The sequence below is a fragment of the Pseudomonas sp. NFACC43 genome (genome assembly GCF_900119645.1).
Classification (GTDB): Bacteria; Pseudomonadota; Gammaproteobacteria; order Pseudomonadales; family Pseudomonadaceae; genus Aquipseudomonas.
This window is the reverse complement of sequence record NZ_FPKK01000009.1, coordinates 49,702-69,182: the sequence shown is the minus strand read 5'-3', so window position 1 is coordinate 69,182 and position 19,481 is coordinate 49,702. Positions and strand designations below refer to the sequence as shown.

Sequence of the window (19,481 nt, the reverse complement as noted above, 5' to 3'; positions counted from 1 at the left end):
GTGCAGTTTGCTGTTGCCGAAAACCGGCTTCGGCATGTTCGTATGCAATAAATGGAATTATTGGTGATGAGTGAGAGCGGAATAAAATCGACGCAGGGTTACGTCGATTTCATGGGTTTATTGAAACTCAAGGATCTTGAACAGGCATTGATGCCGCATAAAGGCACTGATCGATACGAGGCGGTGCTGCGTTATTACTTTGGCTGTATCGCCTCGCTGGATTCGCCATCGATGTTGGAGCCGCTCGGGTTGCTCAAGCAGGCGTTGAAGGCATTCCAGGGCGTCGGGCGTCATCGGCGCACGGCGGAACCGGCGCCGTCCGGCGCTGCCGAGTCGATGGACCTGGCGCACATCTGCACTGCCGTCGAAAGTTTTGAGGCGCGTCTGCAAAACAGCGTCGAACAGTTGAGGACAGCGGCGCTCGAAGTTCCGAAAAAGTTGCATTTCGTCTGGCTGGGAGGCGGCATTGGCGCTATTCAGCGCGACTATATAAATATCTGGCAAAAGGTGATGGTCGACGATGGTTATCAACTTAATCTCTGGTATGACAACGATGCGTTGTTGGCTTATGAAACCAATCGGATCATTGTCGAAGCCGCCAAGGCCGATGCCATGCTCAATGGTGCATTGGACATTACCGATGCATTTGAATTGGGCGACCGCTACGAAGAGCGGGTGATTGTCCTGAAGCAGCAGATGTTTGCGCATATCAGGGATGTGGTGGAAAGCGGCGGTAGCGCCGATGACGCGAGGATCGATCTGCTGGTCCGAGCCTATGGCCAGGACAAGGCTCGGCTGACGGCCTTGAAGGCGGCCAACCTGCTCAGCCTTTCGGCAGTGGCCGAAGGGAGCCTGACATTGCGCGATCTTGCCCGGGGCGAGGCCCCCTTGCAGTTGCAGGATATCTACGAGCGGGAGATCAACCTGCGTTGCAACCTGGCTTCCGGCTCGGATGTCGTGCGTGTCGAAGCGCTTTTCGGCGAAGGCGGGTTCTACGCTGACGTCGATAACCTACCGCCTTTGCTGGATAAACTGGGCGCTGTGGATATCAGCGCCTTCCAGACGGACGCCCGCCTGGGTGTGCTGCAACTGTTGCTCGATCGCAACCCTGAGTGGATGCCGGGTCGCCAGGCATTACGCAGCCGATACAAGGATTATCAAGACCAGGTCCCATTGCAAAGTCGTGAGGCCCTCGAGCGTTTCGCCGACAGCAAGCCCGGGCTCAAGCAGGTATTTCGCATACCGGCGCAGCGTCTCGCCCGGCCTTACGAACTGCGCGCTGTAGCCGAGCAGCATTCGATGAGCAACGCGTTCCTGATGGCTCATCCAGGGGCGGCGATGCTCAAGACCGTCATCGACCGCTTCAGGCTCAACTATGAACTCGTCGATGCCACCGCGCACCTGGCCGATGAGCAAAACGTTGCCTTCACCGATATCCGCACCATGGAACAGCTTGCTTCCCAGGCCGCGACAGCGATCTTCGGCAACTTGCACGAGCTACCCCCGGAAGAGGAGATGGCGATTTCTTTCCTGGCTCAGGCCGCCGCCACTTACTACAGCGACGGCATCCGCCCCCAGAGCGAAGTGACCATCTACCTGACCGGGCCCGGAGCCATGCGCGCCGCCATGCTGGATTATCAGAAGGCAAATTTCACCCCTCGAAGTGCCGAAGGATGGAGTAGCGAGCTCGCCATACCTGCTGTCGCAACGGTGAACCGGGCCACCGAGGAAGAACTGGACCATTCCTGGAAAGAAAACGAAAGCGACGTCGTGCAATGGCTGGGCAATGAGAAAAAACGCTGGCAACAGGGCCTCTTCCAGGCGCGTTACGCCGGTGAGCTGGCGGAACTGCTCAAATACCGCACGCTTCAGTTCGATGAAGGCTGGCCGGTGGTTGAAGGGCGTCACGTGCTGTCCACCGACTTGCTGCAGCATCTGGCCGATCAGTTGGGCGAGCCTTTCATGGCGATGATGGGGCGCAGCCATACCGGCGTGGTGGCCTTCGACCAGCCCATACCGCTGAGTTTCGATGCGCGCCAGGCAATTCGCGTCCAAGGTTCCAGCCTGTTGGCGCCTGCCTCGTTGGGCGATCCTCAAACGCAGCGGCTTTCTGTTGCCGAAGTGCTGGGCCAGCTCGCCGATGGCGATCTCGACGTGGTCCAGTTGAGCCCCTTGCAACGCCTGCTGTTGGGTACCTTGATCGGCGCGAAGTCCCTGGACAACCGCAACTTCGATGCACTTCGCCCGCATCTGGACAACCTGGCCAACAACCTTGGCGAGCGGGGGACCGTGGGCAGCTACGCCATGATCGAGCAGGCGTTGTACCGACAGCAGGCGCCGGCATTCCTGGCCGGACTGGCTGACCCGGTCGAATATTCGCTCCTGCATTCGGACACTGCCCTGGGCCTGAAGAAAGACGCCTTGGAGCGGCCGCTGACATTGCGCCAGTGGGGGCGCCAAGTGGCCCGGATCCAGCGACTGGCGCAGCTCGAGTTCCGTATCCGGGTCACCGAGCGTGTCGGAGTCGTACTGGATGGTTTCGAGGCCGACGTGACCAAGCCTGTGCCCCAGGATCTGCTGCTGCAGGGCGAAGGGGACAGGGTGGGCGGACGTTGCTATCCATTGACCCTGGCCATGGCGGCGGCCTTGTCGACGGGAAAAGCGGCGGTCAACACCTTGCGCGAGCGCTTCTACCTGGGAGCCATCGAGCCCGAGGCAAGCGATTGCGTGACCTTCCTGCAAGGGGTGGAAGCATTGCGTGAGGTGCAGGTCGGTGACGTCGGCAGCGCGCTGGCGCGCTCGGACCTGAAGCAGGTCGTGGAGGCGTTGCAGGCCAGGACCACCACCAGCACGTTGATGCTCAGCTCCGACAACCACGCCATGCTGGTGGCCAGGACTGTCGAAGGCGAGCGCAGTACCTATCATTTCTACGATCCGAATTTCGGTGTCTTCGAGTTCGAGCACGCCACGCGGTTCAGGCAAGCGCTGGAGCGGTTTTTCCTCGATCAGGGAATGGCCGGTTATTACGCCGCCTACGGCGACGCGACGCGTCCCACCTTCGATTTGCTTGAACTGGACGGTACGCGCGTGTCGAAAATTGCGTTACCGGGTGCGATCAAGGTCTCGGACCTGCTGCATCCCGGTGCCTTGCCAGGACAGGCGCAACATCCTGTCCAACAGCGGCTGGCCTCTGCCCGTGGGCAGTCGCTGATGAGCAATCCCCGACTCGGCAGTTGCCTGCTGGCGCTGGATGGTCATTGGTGGGGACAGCAGATCGCGCAAGTGACTACCGGCCTGCGTCAGCAGGATCAGTTGGCCCCCCGGCTCGTGCCTTTGTTCGAGACCCTGGAGATCATGTCGGATGGCACGTACCGGGTGAGCCTGATCGATCCTGAAGAGCCCGAGCACCTGGTGCGGGTCACGTCGGATGACCACCGGCTCCTGCGGATCAAGAGCTACCTGTCGGAACGCTTCCTGGCCTTGGCCAACAAGCCTTCCCTGCCCAGCGATCCTGCCGAGGTGGGCAGTGTCCACACCCTCAATGCCGGCTTCGCCATCCAGGCGCTGATGATGGCGCTGACCGCGCATGAAGGGCCTGATCGACCGCTGTCCCTGGCAGTCCGGCTGCACGCCTATGTCAATTACGCGCAATTGGTGCATGGCGTCGTGTCCGATGTGGCGGGCCTGGTCGGGCTGGTCCGCCAGGCGCTGGCAGAAGAGAAACTGATCGCCCGCACCGTCGCTCCCGTGGTCAAGGCGGCCGTGGGGTCTGGCTTGAGCGAAGCGACCGGCGGCCTGCTGCAACTGGCGAATGTCGGGTTCGACATCTATCAGTTGGCCACCGCGACCAACGAAGTCGCACGTGCCCAGTTCGGTACTCAATTGGCGTTCGACTCGGCCGGCCTGGTGTTGTCGGCCGGAGCACTCGCTGCGGGCTCCGCCACCGCAGGGGCTTTTCTAGGCGGGGCGGGGGTGATCCTGGGCGGGTTGGCGGTGGGGGTGGCGGCGTTGGCCCAGGGGTTCGCGACCATTGCCGAAGAAGCCAAGCAGGTCGGACTGTTCTTCGACGAGATGACAAAGGCGCATCTGCAGCCCTATCGGTTTGACGCCCATGGCAACGCGTGGCTCCCGAACGCCTCGTTGATTGTCCGGACACTGGACCTGGCGCGCGGCCAACTTCAGCTGGACAGTCCCAGGTTGTACCCGTTGCGGGATCATTTCGGTGTGCCGACGTTCGATCTCGACTATGACCGTTCGATCGACATCCGCAGCGAATTGCGCCTGCCCGGTCGGGTCATGTTCACACCGCCCGCCGGACAGGCCATCATGCTGCCCGGCACGCCGCAAGCCTGCTATCGCTATGAGTACAAGGCGCTGCCATTCGCCAGCCTGCGCCATGATGCCGGGTTCGACACGGCACGGCGCCTGGAGAAGAGGAAAGCCGATGGCGGCTGGCTGTTCCTGTTTTCGTTCTATTCGTTTCCCAGCGACTACATCCTGTACCGCCTGGTCCCGGATTACCGGCCAACGGTCATCGATGTGCTGCTCGACGACCACGAGCGTTCACTGGTGGTGCCTGCCATCCCCACGGACTGGCGCGGGAAGATCGCCTATCAGATCCGCAGCGCCGGCAAACGCTGTGCGGTAACGCTCAATCCTGGCGTGAGCCTCACCCTGGAGTCGTTGAGCCTGCAGGAGGCCAGTTGGGTGCTGGACGCTCCTTGGGCCAGCGAGGACGATATCCGGCTCGAGCGCTACACCAGGATGTTCGTTGGCGATGTCCAGGTGAACTTCACGGGGACGCGCCGCCACGCCATATTGCTGCGCATCAGCGGGAATCAGGTGTTCCAGGTCGAGATGACGCAGCTCAAGCTGGCCCTCATCGAGCAGGACGTGCCGCCAGGCATGGATCGGCAGGTGTTGCAGGCGCACCTCAAGGCCCTGGCCCGCGAGCATCGCCTGGTGATGCCCTACACGCCTGTGCACCACTATCTGGTTCCGTTCGAAAAGCCGGACGAGCCCCGTTATCTCACGGCCTGGTATGACGCCCGGGAAGATCGTTTCCTGTATATCCGCGACGATGTACCGGGTGCCGAGGATGCGATCCTGGGGACCGTGGCGGGCCGCTACGCCTACTTTTTCGAACCGGCGAACCTGATCGTCTGGCAAGTCGATGCGGTCACCGGGCTGCTGAGCCACCGTTATTGGCTATGGCCTGCGAAAGACAGGCAGACGATCATCAAAAGTGTCGAGGCGGATGCCCAGGGGGTGGTGCATGTGGCGCAGGAAATCACCCGCGAGGACCAGACCACCGAGGTGCTGGTCTATGTCGTCCACGATGGGCAACTGCTGCTGAGTTCCGTGACCCGGGATCTCGATCCGACGCTTGAATCGGTGTTCAGCGCCAGCGAAACGCTGGCCGACTGGTCGCAGGTACTGGGTGCTGGCTACCCTTTTACACCGTACGTCGCTGACCGTACCTATGCCACCGTCAACTGGCAGCCGGCCCCCTTTGTTTCGGTCTGCTGGAAGATCGACGAGACGTTGCGAGACATGGCCTGGGTTCGCCGCAGCGATCAGTTGATCATCCGCCCCTCGCCGAGACGCAATCATTACCGTGGGTGGCCGGACTCGATCAAGAACCTCACCGATCTGACGCTGCTCACACCGGCGCAGGGGAGCGATGTGTTCGTCATCTACGACAGGACCAGGCAGGAGCTGTGCCGTAGGCAGCGCACCCTGGTGGAGGGAAAAGGGCAGTGGTCCAACCGATGGCTACGCTCTGAGAAACTGGACAATATCATCGCCGTCGAGGACGGCTATCTGGCACTGATGTCCGATGGCCTGTTCTACAACCTGACGGACCAGGGACGCCAGGAACTGGGCGGTGTGACCGAACATTGGTTCAAGGACCGCGCGTACTGGTGGTCGGCACTGGACCCGTTGGCCCGGCGCTATCCGGGCAGGCCCCTCGCCTTGATCGGCCTGGCCAACTTCAAGGGGGATGCGAAGCTGGGGGCCTGGTACATCGACAACAGATTGCTGTTGATCGACCCGGGGCATGGCAAGGAGTTGCGACTGCTCAGGACGACTCCGGACGGCGAGGCGGCCTGGCTGTTCAATGTTTCAAATGGTGAAGTCTATCGCCAGGCGTTCATCGATCCGCAACGCCTGGAGCCGGCCTTTGGCGAAGGCTCGCAATTGTTGCAGGCTGACGCCCTGCCCGTCCCGCAACGTGTATGGGCGCCCTGGCAGTTCGCCGAACTGACGGTCGAAGGGGCTGGCTTGCGTGGCGTGACATTCGAAGGCGTGGTGGTCTCGTTGCGAGAGCCGGAGCCGGCGTTCATCACCGGTGTCACGCTGGAGTGGAGCATCGCTCAGGGGGGGCGCGAGCATGAAGGACTCAAGCGATTGCTGGAGTATCCTTTCCATGGCCCGCTGTTGTCGGTGGAGGATCCCGATAACCTGAAATGGTTCGTCACCCAGAGCAAACGCCTGATACGGGTTCCACGGACCGCGATTCCCGAGTCCTTCGAAGTGCTTGGGACGAAGAAGCAAACCAACCTGCTGATTCACGAAGGCCGCCATGGAAAACTGCTGACCTATCCGGACATCGGGCATGCGGGGCCCCTCAGTTATGTGCAGCGCGTTGGCGAGGTCATGGTCATGGAAGGGCAGACCAAGATCGACGATTTCCTGCCGCTCATGCCCGACGGCATCACGACCCTGGTCCTGCGCATGGGGCAAGGCACGCAGAGCTACCGATTGTCGAAAGCGGCCTGGTTGAGGCTCGAGTCGGTCATTCTCAACTGCCGGCATACCCTGGACAACGCAGCGACAGAGCCGGGCAAGCTGATCTGGGAATTGGACGAACCGGAAAAGCTGCTGCTGAGTCTTGTCGATGAACACCTGGTAATCATCGACCCGGACAATGGGCACAGTGTGATATTCCGAGAAGCCTATGCCGCGGATATCAATCTGCGTGGAGAAGTGCTGCTCAGCTTTGAAGAACATCGGCGTTATGCTGTTTCGACGCTGGTCAAGCGAATGGACGCTCGGCAGAAGTCTCAGGACAGCATAACGCTGAAAGAGTTGCTGAGCGTCCCGCAAGTATTAGAGAGCAACCTGGTGGGTTGAGACGGCCTAAAGTGCTGAATCAGCTCATTCTGCCATTCATGAGGCGATTCTCCTTAAATTGAATCGCCGCATGGATTGCTCGTTCAGTTTGTTCCTGATCAGTCCGCGCTTGCGCTCCAGTTCGCTCCTGTCCAATCTTAAAAAGATGCGTTGCTGGGTGATTGTGGCCGAGCGCTGTTCCCAGTTCCAGAACAGAAAACCACGCTTCTTGATGTTCACGTTCAATTGGAGTTTATACACGGCGATGTTCAGATTGTTTTGGGTGTCGTAGCGAGCCGGAATGATCTGGAACGATTCCCCCTCCCGGGTTTCATTGTCGAATGAAAGCATGGCCAGGCGCTCGATCTTCAACGCGTCGAGGGTGTCGATCATGGCGTTCGCCTGCCGCGAATCCCTCATGGACCAGGCGCTTTGGACCAGGAAGTCGGCCACGGAGCCCGATACGAGATGTTGCGTGCGGGTGAAGATGGAGTCGCCATGTAGCGCCCAGCCGAGGAAGTTCAGGGTGCGGGCATATTCTTCGAACCAGCCCTTGGCGTCGGTGTAGCGGTCATGGCCGAGGTCCGCCGATTGGGTGGCGATGTTGTTGCAATCGGCAATATCGTTGTGGTCCTGCAGGGACAGCGTTTCGATATAAGACAGCAGATTGGGGCCTGTGACCAGTCCGGTCAATGATTCGTCGTTCATGGAAGATTCTCCTTGGGAATGTTTTTTTATAAATACAGTGCAAGGAGAAAAGTGTGTATGGCTAACGCCGCTTATTTTGAGGCTGAATATTTTATTGTAATGAGCGGTTGTAACTACATACGCTGTAATGGGGCGGAGTTGTAGTGCGTTTGAATAATAAATTAGATTGACGCTGGTCCGCAGGAGCGGTCATTGAATAACCAAGGAAAGTTATATGGAACAGTTTGAAAGTAAAATCAGCGTTGAACAAAGTATTGAACTGATCGGCGCCCGTATCGACAGGCGCAAGGCGCTGGCTTCTGCCCATCGACGCGTGCGTCGTTCCGCAGAAATGCATGACAGCCCTACCAAGGCCCTGGATGCACTGATGCTGGGGGATGCGTTGCTGGGCTACGGCACGAACATGTCGCTCACCAACATGGCGATCATGGAAAACCTGATGACCATGGCGATCATGGAGGCCAACTACGAAGTGCCTCGCGGCAAGAACACCCTGGCCTGGTACGACGCCTTTATTCACTGTCTGCGGGACCTGGGGTGTTTCGTGGCCGATGATGGCTACACCCGCTACTCCGAAAGCTCCCAGCGGGTGGACATGGACAATGTCATCAGCGATATCGTCAGGGGGATCATCGACGGGGTGAAGGCCAGCGTGCCGGCGGCTTCGGTGCTCGGTGCCGTGGTGAACACCACGATCGACGGCCTGAAGCAGGACAACAACACCCTCAACCTGTTCAACAGCCAGGTCAAGACGCCCGAAGGGGCGCGCCTGTCGGTCATCCCTTGCGAGCAGTTGGCCAACGGTACCCTGATCGCTTCGTCTGCCTCGATCAGGCAGGTCGGTACTTCGAGTAACGGCGGCGTACTGTTCGTGAACTGGCAGTCCTCGGCGCGGGAAATCTTTCGCGGCAAATCGTTGGTGACCTTCAATCCGGCGCGCTACGAAGAGTTCCGGCAGGACATCGAAGAGTACCTGGGCGAGCACCGCAGGGAAGTCCTGCGCCAGCGATTCAACCGTCGCAGGCTGGGGTGAAGGGGCGTCGGGCTATGGCCCCAGATAGCCTTTCACCCCTGTGAAGATGATCTGCGCCGCCAGCGCGCAGACAAACAGCCCCATCAAGCGACTGACGATCTGCAAGCCCTGGTCACCCAGGATCCGCTCGATGCGGCTGGACAGGTAGAGCACGACGCCGACAGTGAAGCTGGCCAGGGCGATGCTGACGATGGCGGTGAGTTTGTCGTCCCAGTGCGGCTGGCTCACGCCCATCACCAGCAAGGCGCCGATGGTGCCAGGGCCGACAGTCAGGGGAATGGTCAGCGGGACGATGGTCACGTCCTGCTGAACGTTGTCGGTCTGTACGGCCGACTTGCCCTGGGCCATCCCCAGCGCCGAGATGAACAGCACGCTGCCAGCGCCGATACGGAACGCATCCACGGTAATGCCGAACACAGTGAAAATCACCCGCCCGAACAAATACAGCAAGACGCTGGAGACCAGCGTTGCGATCGCGACCTTCCAGGCCAGGCGCCGTTGTTCCTTGCGCGAATAGCCACGCGTCAGGCTGATGAAACAGGACAACACGAAGAAGGGGCTGTAGAGCACCAGCATCTTCAGGTAAACGCTGAACAGCACATGGAGCATGGTCGAGGCTCAAGGCAGAGAAGGACGACGGGAGTCTATCAGGCGATGGGACGTCTGTCGGCTCAGGACGTTTGCGCCGTGCGGTTCTGCTGTTCGCGCTGGGCCACCCAGTGTTCGATCAGCTCACGCAGTTGCGACAGTTCCACCGGCTTGGCCATATGACCGTCCATCCCTGCCTGGCGGGCCCGTTCCTTGTGTTCGGCCAGGATGTGCGCCGTCAGGGCGACCACCGGCGTGCGGGTCCGCTGGTTGCCCATCTCCCATGCACGCAATTGCTGGGTGGCGGAGAAACCGTCGAGGATCGGCATCTCGCAATCCATCAGGACCAGGTCGTAGCGTTGCTCCTTCATCGCCTTGAGGGCTTCTTCGCCGTTGCTGGCGGTGTCGGGTTGCAGGTTGAGCTTGCCGAGCATGCCGCGGATGACCTTGGTGGAAATGCTGTTGTCCTCGGCCACCAGGATGCGGAAGTCGCTGGGTACCTTCACCGGGGCGGTAGGCCCCGCGCTTGCCGGGGAACTGGGGGCGTGGCCCCTGTTGCGCTGGTTCAGCTCGTCGGCCAGGGTGGTCTTGAGGGTATAACCGGCCACCGGTTTGGCGAGGATGCGCTTGACCCCGCTGTTGCGTGCCACGATCTTGCTCGGCGCGTTGCTGATGCCGGTGAGCATGATCAGCAGGATATCGTGGTTCAGGCTTGGATCTTCCTTGATCTTGGCCGCCAGTTGCATGCCGGTCATGCCTGGCATGTTCTGGTCCAGCAGGACCACGTCGAAATAATCGCGCAGGTGCGCCTTGGTGCGCAGCAGCGCCAGGGCCTCCTTGCCCGATGGCACCGCGCTGACGTTCAGGCCCCAGGCGCTGCATTGCTGCACCAGTACCTTGCGGCAGGTTTCGTTGTCGTCGACCACCAGCACCCGTGCGCCTTGCAGTGGGCTGTCGAGGTCGGAGGTCGGGTGTTCGAGGCGGTCCGGGTCCAATGGCAGGGTCAGCCACAGGGTGCTGCCCTGGTTGCCGCTCTTGATGCCGAACTCGCCGTGCATCAGCATGATCAGCTGGCGGGCGATGACCAGGCCCAGGTTTCCACCCAGGCGCGTGGCCGAGAGGAAGTTCTTGCTGTGCAATTCGGCGTGCATCAGCGTGTCGCGCTCCTCGGCATCCATGGGCGATCCGCTGTCCTGCACCGCGATGCGCAGGCGCGGCTGCTTGCTGCGCTCGTCGAGGGCCACGACGATCAGTACTTCGCCTTCGTCGGTCTTCTTCAGGGCATTTTCCAGCAGGCTCAGCAACGCCTGGCGCAGCCTCGTCGGGTCGCCGCTGATTACCCGGGGTACCTGGGGCTGGATGAAACTGATCAGTTCGACATTCTGCTGTTCGGCCTTGGCGCGGAAGATGCTCAGGCAATCCTCGATCAGCGCGTTGAGATCGAACTGTACGTCGTCCAGCTCGATCTGGCCGGATTCAAGCCGTGAGATGTCGAGAATCTCGTTGATCAGGGTGAGCAGCTCGTTACCGGCGCTGTGGATGGTCTGCACGTAGTCGCGTTGCTTGACCGACAGTGGCGTGCCCAGCAACAGTTCGGTCATGCCCAGCACGCCGTTCATCGGGGTGCGGATCTCGTGGCTGATCTTGGCCAGGAATTCCGCCTTGGCATTGATCTCGGCGTTGCTGGCAGCCAGGTCGCGGCTGATGCTGAAACGACTTTCGTTGATCGAGCGCTGGCGCTCGCCCAGGGCGACGCTCATCAGCAGACCGCTGATGCAGATGAACACCAGCAACGTGACGATCAGGCCCTGGGGTGCCACTTCGGTGAGGCCTTGCAGCGCGGGCAGGATGATCAGCGTGCCGAGGTTGAAGACCACCATGGCCGCGACGAACAGCCGGGCCGGGCGGTAGCCCTTCTGCCAGTGCCAGGCGCTGACGAACAGCATGCTCAGGCCGGCCAGGGCCACCAACGCATAGGTCATGATGTTGAGCGGCAGCGTGTTGACGAACAGCAGCAACAGGCAGCACAGCATGATGAAGACGATGTCCCCCAGCAGCAGCCGATTCAGCGGGTGCGGCCCCAGGGGCGCGAAAAAGCGGTAGGCGAACATCAGCCCGCAGGGCGCGGTCAGCAGCAGGGCCAGGTAGGCGCCAGGCGTCTGCACCGCTGGCCAGTCCGGTAGCCAGCCTCCCGCAAGGTTCAGCAACAGCACCAGGCTTAGCATCAGCAGCCCTTCACAGGCCGCCAGCCACAGGCAACTGCGTGAGCGGGTGTAGGCGTAGCGGGTGAGGTTGTGCAGGATCAGCATGGCGATGCAGCCGAACAGCAGCCCATAGATCAGGGTCTGGTTCTGGTCGGCGGCGGCCATGATTGCCGGTTGCAGTGTGATATAGGGACGCAGTTCGTGCCGCGATGCCAGCCTGAGGTAGACATCCAGGGGCTTGTCGCTGCGGGGCAGGGCCAGCATGACGTCGCTGCTGGGCACCGAAGGCTCGGTGCGAGGCTGGGCATTACCGCCGATCTGCTGGTCGATCAGTGCGTCGCCGTCCAGTACGTAGAGGTTCAGGCGCGACAGGTCGGGCGCGAAGATACGCAGGATCTGTTCATGTTTGTCGGGCGCCAGGCGAAAGCGCAACCACAGCGCGCCCCCCGGTTCGGCCGCCTTGAGGCGGTCCAGGTCGATGGGGCTGAATTGATTGGTGTAGCGGGCGGAGCGGATGTCGCTCAGCTTCAGGTCGCCCTGTTCGTCGAGCAATACCGCCCAACCACTGCCTGGCGCGGCCTGGGCCGGGAGCATGCAGAGCAGCGTCAGCAGGGTAACGGTAAAGCCTATGGCAATCCTGAGCCAGCGCACGGCGAGTTCCCTTCAAAGGTTGATGCCAGATTATAACTATGCGCGGCGTCCCGGCAGACAGGCAAGGGCCACACGCCCCTGCCTGGCTGAAAGGCCGGGTTATTGCAGATTTTCACCACGCTCGCGGGCAATGGCACGATAGCCGATATCCTTGCGGTAGAAACAGCCTTCCCAGTCGATAGCGGCGGCCAGCCTGTAGGCTTGCTGCTGGGCGGCGTCGACGCTGGCGCCCATGGCAGTGGCGCACAGTACGCGACCGCCGGCGGTGACGATCTGGCCATCCTTGAGCGCAGTACCGGCGTGGAAGACCTTGCCTTCCTGCTGGGCCGCTGCGTCCAGGCCATGGATCACGCTGCCCTTGGCGTAGTCGCCCGGATAACCTCCGGCAGCCAGTACGACGCCGACGCTCGGGCGCGGGTCCCACTGGGCTTCGACCTTGTCCAGCGCCTGGGCCAGGGCGGCTTCGACCAGCAGCACGAGGCTCGACTGCAGGCGCAACATCACCGGTTGGGTCTCAGGATCGCCGAAGCGGCAGTTGAATTCGATGACTTTTGGGTTACCGGCCTTGTCGATCATCAAGCCGGCATAAAGGAAACCAGTATAGACGTTGCCTTCCTCGGCCATGCCGCGCACGGTCGGCCAGATCACCTGGTCCATCACGCGCTGGTGCACCTGGGCGGTGACCACCGGGGCTGGGGAGTATGCGCCCATGCCACCGGTGTTCGGACCGCTGTCGCCGTCGCCGACGCGCTTGTGATCCTGGCTGGTGGCCATCGGCAGGACGTTCTTGCCGTCCACCATGACGATGAAACTGGCTTCTTCGCCGTCGAGGAACTCTTCGATCACCACGCGGGAGCCGGCATCGCCGAAGGCATTGCCGGCCAGCATGTCGCGCACGGCGGCTTCGGCCTCGGCCAGGGTCATGGCCACGATCACGCCTTTACCGGCCGCCAGGCCATCGGCCTTGATCACGATCGGAGCACCCTTTTCCTGCAGGTAGGCCAGGGCCGGTTCGATTTCGGTGAAGTTCTGGTAGTCGGCGGTCGGGATCTTGTGACGTGCCAGGAAATCCTTGGTGAACGCCTTGGAGCCCTCCAGCTGGGCGGCACCGGCGGTCGGACCGAAGCAATCCAGGCCACGGGCGCGGAACAGGTCGACGACACCGGCCACCAACGGCACTTCCGGGCCGACGATGGTCAGGGAGACGTTCTTCTCGGCAAAATCGGCCAGCTGTTCCAGGGCCAGCACGTCGATGGCGACGTTTTCGCACTTGGCTTCGATGGCGGTGCCGGCATTGCCCGGTGCCACGAAGACCTTCTGCACACGCGAATCCTGGGCCACTTTCCAGGCCAGGGCGTGTTCACGGCCGCCACTGCCAATGATCAAAACATTCATTTCAAAAACCTCGGATGACGCTGATTCTGTTGAGCATCGCGCAGATGCTTTTCTGTGGGAGCGAGCTTGCTCGGATGGCGGCGTGTAGTGGACTTCAATGTTGACTGATCCGACGCTATCGCGAGCAGGCTCGCTCCCACAGTTGATCGGTGTATCAATGACGGAAGTGGCGCATGCCGGTGAATACCATGGCGATGCCGGCTTCATCAGCGGCTGCGATCACTTCGTTGTCACGCATCGAACCGCCCGGCTGGATCACTGCGGTAATACCCACCTTGGCGGCATTGTCGATGCCGTCGCGGAACGGGAAGAACGCGTCGGAGGCCATGACAGCGCCCTTGACCTGCAAGCCGGCGTGTTCAGCCTTGATCGCGGCGATGCGGGCCGAGTTCACACGGCTCATCTGACCGGCGCCGACACCGATGGTCTGGCGGTTCTTGGCGTAGACGATAGCGTTGGACTTGACGTACTTGGCCACTTTCCAGGCGAAGATCAGGTCGTTGATTTCCTGCTCGCTGGGGGCGCGCTGGGTCACGACTTTCAGATCGTCGCTGCCGATCATGCCGATGTCACGGCTCTGAACCAGCAGGCCGCCGTTGACACGCTTGTAATCCCAGGCCGGTGCGCGGTCGGCCGACCATTGGCCGCAGGCCAGCAGGCGCACGTTGGCCTTGGCGGCGACGATGGCGCGGGCTTCTTCGCTGACCGAAGGGGCGATGATCACTTCGACGAACTGACGCTCGACGATGGCCTTGGCGGTCTCGGCGTCCAGTTCACGGTTGAAGGCGATGATGCCGCCGAAGGCCGATTCGGTGTCGGTGGCGTAGGCCAGTTCATAGGCCTGGCGGATACCGCCCTCGGCGTCCGGGCTGACCGCTACGCCACACGGGTTGGCATGCTTGACGATCACGCAGGCCGGCTTGACGAAGCTCTTCACGCATTCCAGCGCGGCATCGGTGTCGGCCACGTTGTTGAACGACAGCTCCTTGCCTTGCAGCTGGGTGGCGGTGGCGATGCCGACTTCGGCAGGCTTGGCTTCGACGTAGAATGCCGCGCTCTGGTGCGGGTTCTCGCCGTAGCGCATTTCCTGGGCCTTGATGAACTGGCTGTTGAAGGTGCGGGGGAACTCGCTGCGGCCTTCGGTGCTCAGGGTGTCGGCGGCCTGGTTCACGGTGCCCATGTAGTTGGCGATCATGCCGTCATAGGCGGCGGTATGTTCGAAGGCCTTGAGCATCAGGTCGAAACGCTGGGCATAGGTCAGGCCGCCGGCCTTGAGGTTCTCCAGCACGCTGGCGTAGTCGCTGGCGTTGACCACGATGGCCACGTCCTTGTGGTTCTTGGCTGCGGAGCGAACCATGGTCGGGCCGCCGATGTCGATGTTCTCGATGGCGGTCGGCAGGTCGCAGCCTGGCTTGTTGATGGTGGCTTCGAACGGATAGAGGTTGACCGCCACCAGGTCGATCGGCTTGATGCCATGTTCGTTCATGATGGCATCGTCAATGCCGCGACGGCCCAGGATCCCGCCATGGATCTTCGGGTGCAGGGTCTTGACCCGACCGTCCATCATTTCCGCGAAACCGGTGTAGTCCGCGACTTCCACTGCGGCGACGCCGTTGTCCTGCAGCAGCTTGAAGGTCCCGCCGGTGGAGAGAATCTCGACGCCCAGCTGTTGCAGCTCACGGGCGAATTCGAGGATCCCGGTCTTGTCGGAGACGCTGATCAAGGCGCGGCGGATCGGCAGGCGGGTGGTCTGGTCGGTCATTTCAATTTCCATCAAAAGCAAGGGAAGTCAGCAAAAAAGGCGACCGTTTTTTACGCGGGCGCCTTTCTGGTTTGATTGAATGCTTACAGCAGATCGTACTGCTTGAGTTTCTTGCGCAGGGTGCCGCGGTTCAGGCCCAGCAGCTCACTGGCCTTGGTCTGGTTGCCCTTGACGTAGTTCATCACGCTTTCGAGCAGGGGTGCCTCGACTTCCGAAAGCACCAGGTTGTACACATCCGTGACGGCAGCGCCCTCAAGGTGGGCGAAATAATTGTGCAGCGCCTTCTCGACGCTCCCGCGAAGGGTCTGACCCTCTTCGCTGGGCGTATTGAGGTGCTGTTTCAAATTCACGTTGTCGCTCACGGGTGTTATTCCACTCACTAAAGTCTCGGTCATCATCGTCATGCGGCCACCCCTTCGTCCCCTGTCAGGCTCTTGTAACGTTCAGCGAAGAAGGCCTGAACGTCGGCGCATTGTGCTTGCGTACCATCCAAACGATTGAAGCGGGCGCGAAACTCCCTGGCGCCCGGCAGGGTTGCGAGATACCAGCCCACATGCTTGCGAGCGATGCGTACGCCCATGACTTCTCCGTAGAAGGCATGCAGCGCGGCCAGATGCTCCAGCAGAATTCGTTCCACCTCGGACAATTGCGGCGCAGCGAGCTTTTCGCCGGTGCGCAGGAAATGTTCGATCTCACGGAAAATCCACGGCCGCCCCTGGGCGGCCCGGCCGATCAACAGGCCGTCGGCACCGGTCGCGTCCAGCACGTACCGGGCCTTCTCGGGCGAATCGATATCGCCATTGGCGAAGACCGGAATCGACACCGCCTGCTTGATCGCGGCGATGGTGTCGTACTCGGCCTCGCCGGTGTACAGGTCGGCACGGGTGCGGCCATGGACTGCCAGTGCCGTGATCCCCGCCTGTTCGGCGATCTTCGCCACCGTCAGGCCATTCCTGTTTTCCCGGTCCCACCCGGTGCGGATCTTCAGGGTCACCGGCACATCGACCGCGGCGACGACCGCCTGCAGGATCTCGGTAACCAGGGCCTCATCCTTCAACAACGCGGAACCGGCAGCCTTGTTGCAGACTTTTTTCGCCGGGCAGCCCATGTTGATGTCGATGATCTGTGCCCCCAACGCCACGTTGGCCCGGGCCGCTTCCGCCAGCATCTGCGCATCGCCACCGGCGATCTGTACCGAGCGGGGCTCGGGATCACCTTCGTGGACCATGCGCAGACGCGATTTGCGGGTGTTCCACAGCGTCATGTCGCTGGTGACCATTTCCGAAACCACTAAACCTGCACCCAGTCGCTTGCACAGCTGACGAAAGGGCTGATCGGTGACGCCCGCCATGGGGGCGAGAACCAGACCGTTCTGCAATGTATATGGGCCGATGCGTACCGCCGACATAGGACTTCCCTGAAGTGGGGCCGGATCATGAGACTTCGAAAAAGGGTTGGCATGATACCCGCTCTCGATGACTGGATAAAGATCGAATTGGATAAAATCTGAACAGCTGATTCGTTATCGCCAGCGGTTTGGTCTGGGTGGGGTCGCCCAGAAAGCCGTCGTCATTCGCCTGACGCGGGTCGCCTCACTCGGGCGAATGGAAGCTCAGACTGTAGTTCACCGCCTTGGGACCCGGGTCCAGGATATCCAGTGCGATGTGGATCGGTGTCTGCGGGGGCATTTCCCCAAGGCCTTCGACATCGCCGCCCAGGTACTCCCCGGGTTTGAAACGACGGCTGGCGATCAGGTGACCGTTAAGGTCGGCGAACCGCAGTTCCAGCAGAGGGAACGGCTGGGAGAAGGGCGCACGATTGTAGATGATCGCGTCCACCACCAGGGCGCCACTGAACTCCGGGTGGCTGCGTACCACCAGGTTGCTGCTTTTGATCTTCGCGATATCGACCTTGGATGGAACGTCGCAACCGATGACCGGGCAGACTTGCAGGAACCAGGGGCGATATTGATCCTGGCGGGCCAGTTCTTCGAAGTGATAGGCGATGTATTGTCCGGCCAGGGCCGCGGTGGCCAGCAGGATCAACAGGCTCCACAGCAAGCGTCGGCCCCATGGCGAGCGACGCTTGCGCCAGTCCAGCCGCAACGGGTCGTCGTCCAGGTCCTGCAGGACTTCGGCGCGAATCCCGGGTTCCTGGCGCTCGCGTTTCTTGCGCGGCGGCGTCGCCGGCTCCGGCTCTTCGTCGAGGTCGTCGGTGGCAGACAGGCGTTCGAGATGTTCACCGGGCTCGTCCACGGGCTCCAGGCGTAGCGGGGCGACAGGTTCGTCGTCCGGCTCCAGGGGCTCTAGGGTCAGGGACAGGGAAGGCTCGGTGCGCGGCGGTCGGGCGGGCTCATGAGGCGAGAACGGCTCGATCGGCGCCTGGGTGACGGCCTCGAAGCGCTCGGCGGGGGATTCGCTGTACAGGCTGTCGGACCAAGCCTCTTGCTCGTCGGACAGGGGATCGCGTTGTGCGCTCAGATTGTCTTCGCGGCGTCGACCGGCAGTGCCCGGCGCCCGTTTGTCGCGCCGTTCCAGGCGAGCCAGCTCCTTGTCCAGGTCATCAAGGTCCAGCTCGGCGGCGGTCCACTGTTTCTGGCTGATGGCACGGGGCGGCGCTTCGGTGGCGACAGGCTTGACCGGTGGGGCAATGGGGACAGCGGTTTCCTTGGCGGCGCGTTGTTCCAGCAATTGCCGTGCGGCATTGAACACCTGCAGGCACGAGCCGCAGCGAACCACCCCGCGCGCCACGCTCAATTGAGTATGGCTGACGCGGAAACTGGTGTGGCAATGCGGGCACTGGGTGACGAAGCTGTCGGTCATGCGGCAATCCGGTGGATACAGGCGGTCATTCTAGCGCCGACGTCCGGTGATGCGCACCCAGCCATCACGATCGGCGATCGGGTCCAGGTCAAAGTCCGCGGCATAAGCGGCGGCGACTTCCGCGCCCTGTTCGGCGAGGATGCCCGACAACGCAAGGCGCCCACCCGGCCTGACCAGGCTCGACAGTTGCGGGGCCAGGGAGACCAGCGGGCCGGCCAGGATGTTGGCCACCAGCACATCGGCCTGGACCTGTGGCAAGTCCTGCGGCAGATAAAGCGGGAAATGCTCAGGGTCGATGTTGTTGCGCCCGGCGTTGTCGCGAGAGGCTTCCAGGGCCTGGATGTCGATGTCGGTGCCCACCGCTTCCCTGGCGCCCAACAGGAGCGCGGCAATGGCCAGGATGCCCGAGCCACAGCCGAAATCGAGCACGTTGCACCCTTTCAGGTCCTGGCCATCGAGCCATTCCAGGCACAGCGCGGTGGTCGGGTGGGTACCGGTGCCGAATGCCAGCCCCGGATCCAGCAGCAGGTTTACCGCGTCGGGTTCGGGCGCCGCGTGCCAGCTTGGCACGATCCACAGGCGCTGGCCGAAGCGCATCGGCTGGAAGTTGTCCATCCAACTGCGTTCCCAGTCCTGGTCTTCGATCACTTCGCTGTGATGTTCCGGCAGCGGGCTGCCGGTCAGCTCTTCGAGATGGGCCAGTACGCCAGCCGCCTCGGTGCCGCCTTCAAATAGCGCCAGCAAGTGGGTGTGGGCCCACAGCGGGGTGGTATTGAGTTCCGGTTCGAAGATCGGCTGGTCTTCGGCATCCATGAACGTTACCGACACGGCGCCTGCTTCGAGAAACGCGTCTTCGTAGGTTTCGGCTTGTTCCGGGCGGATGGCCAGGCGTACTTGCAGCCAAGGCATGGCGGGCACCTTTGGAAATAAATCTACAGGAGCAGCCCCAGGGCTGCGAAAGCTGCGCAGTGTACGCCAGGTCGAGGTCAAAGTGGATAAGCGTGGCTCGTCTCCTGGCCGATATACATATGTATGGCCCCGGCACGACGCGGGGCGGATAAGGTGCGGGTCCACACGACAGGGAGGAATGTGATGGACAACACTGCCGAACGGCAAGGGAAGGCGAACGGCACGGGGCCGGTGCCTTCCCCCCAGGGGGAAACTGCACAGGGCATTTTGCAGAAACTGACTCGATGGCAGGC

The 19,481-nt window shown here is 61.7% G+C and carries 11 protein-coding genes; 2 read left to right on the top strand and 9 right to left on the bottom strand.

Translation table 11 applies throughout. The features are described from left to right. The first annotated feature begins 66 nt into the window (after nt 1-66). Nucleotides 67-7,137, top strand: coding sequence for a TcdA/TcdB pore-forming domain-containing protein (locus tag BT179_RS16760; RefSeq protein WP_072431722.1), 7,071 nt, complete (start codon nt 67-69; stop codon nt 7,135-7,137). 36 nt (nt 7,138-7,173) lie between these two features. On the opposite strand, the gene BT179_RS16755 is transcribed toward BT179_RS16760, so the two are convergent. Continuing rightward, entirely contained in the window at nt 7,174-7,824 is a 651-nt protein-coding gene (locus BT179_RS16755) for a hypothetical protein (RefSeq protein WP_072431723.1), read from the bottom strand. 214 nt (nt 7,825-8,038) lie between these two features. Here BT179_RS16755 and BT179_RS16750 point away from each other — a divergent pair, with 214 nt between their 5' ends. Beyond that, nucleotides 8,039-8,857: a hypothetical protein gene (locus BT179_RS16750; protein ID WP_072431724.1), complete on the top strand. Its 819-nt coding sequence runs from the start codon at nt 8,039-8,041 to the stop codon at nt 8,855-8,857. 12 nt (nt 8,858-8,869) lie between these two features. Here the strand turns inward: BT179_RS16750 and BT179_RS16745 are convergent, their stop codons facing one another. The 8 genes from BT179_RS16745 to prmA all read right to left on the bottom strand — a co-directional run bounded on the left by BT179_RS16745 (nt 8,870) and on the right by prmA (nt 19,188). Continuing rightward, nucleotides 8,870-9,466, bottom strand: coding sequence for a MarC family protein (locus BT179_RS16745; protein ID WP_072397834.1), 597 nt, complete (start codon nt 9,464-9,466; stop codon nt 8,870-8,872). A 62-nt stretch (nt 9,467-9,528) separates the two neighbouring features. After that, a complete protein-coding gene (locus tag BT179_RS16740) occupies nt 9,529-12,300 on the bottom strand; it encodes a hybrid sensor histidine kinase/response regulator (RefSeq protein WP_072397833.1) in 2,772 nt (923 codons plus the stop codon). Nucleotides 12,301-12,399: 99 nt separating this feature from the next. Next, on the bottom strand, nt 12,400-13,695 hold the full coding sequence (gene purD, locus BT179_RS16735) for a phosphoribosylamine--glycine ligase (protein WP_072397832.1): 1,296 nt from the start codon (nt 13,693-13,695) through the stop codon (nt 12,400-12,402). A gap of 154 nt (nt 13,696-13,849) precedes the next feature. Further along, nucleotides 13,850-15,457, bottom strand: a complete 1,608-nt coding sequence (purH, locus tag BT179_RS16730; protein WP_072397831.1) for a bifunctional phosphoribosylaminoimidazolecarboxamide formyltransferase/IMP cyclohydrolase — start codon at nt 15,455-15,457, stop codon at nt 13,850-13,852. Between the two features lie 83 nt (nt 15,458-15,540). Then, nucleotides 15,541-15,861, bottom strand: a complete 321-nt coding sequence (gene fis, locus BT179_RS16725; RefSeq protein WP_025211617.1) for a DNA-binding transcriptional regulator Fis — start codon at nt 15,859-15,861, stop codon at nt 15,541-15,543. Further along, a complete protein-coding gene (dusB, locus tag BT179_RS16720; protein ID WP_072397830.1) occupies nt 15,858-16,865 on the bottom strand; it encodes a tRNA dihydrouridine synthase DusB in 1,008 nt (335 codons plus the stop codon). The genes fis and dusB overlap by 4 nt, the downstream gene beginning before the upstream one ends. 184 nt (nt 16,866-17,049) lie before the next feature. Beyond that, on the bottom strand, nt 17,050-18,279 hold the full coding sequence (locus BT179_RS16715) for a DUF3426 domain-containing protein (RefSeq protein WP_072431725.1): 1,230 nt from the start codon (nt 18,277-18,279) through the stop codon (nt 17,050-17,052). A gap of 30 nt (nt 18,280-18,309) precedes the next feature. Then, the gene (prmA, locus tag BT179_RS16710) at nt 18,310-19,188 is read right to left on the bottom strand and encodes a 50S ribosomal protein L11 methyltransferase (RefSeq protein ID WP_072397828.1); all 879 of its coding nucleotides are present in this window, start codon (nt 19,186-19,188) and stop codon (nt 18,310-18,312) included. Nucleotides 19,189-19,481: the final 293 nt, after the last annotated feature.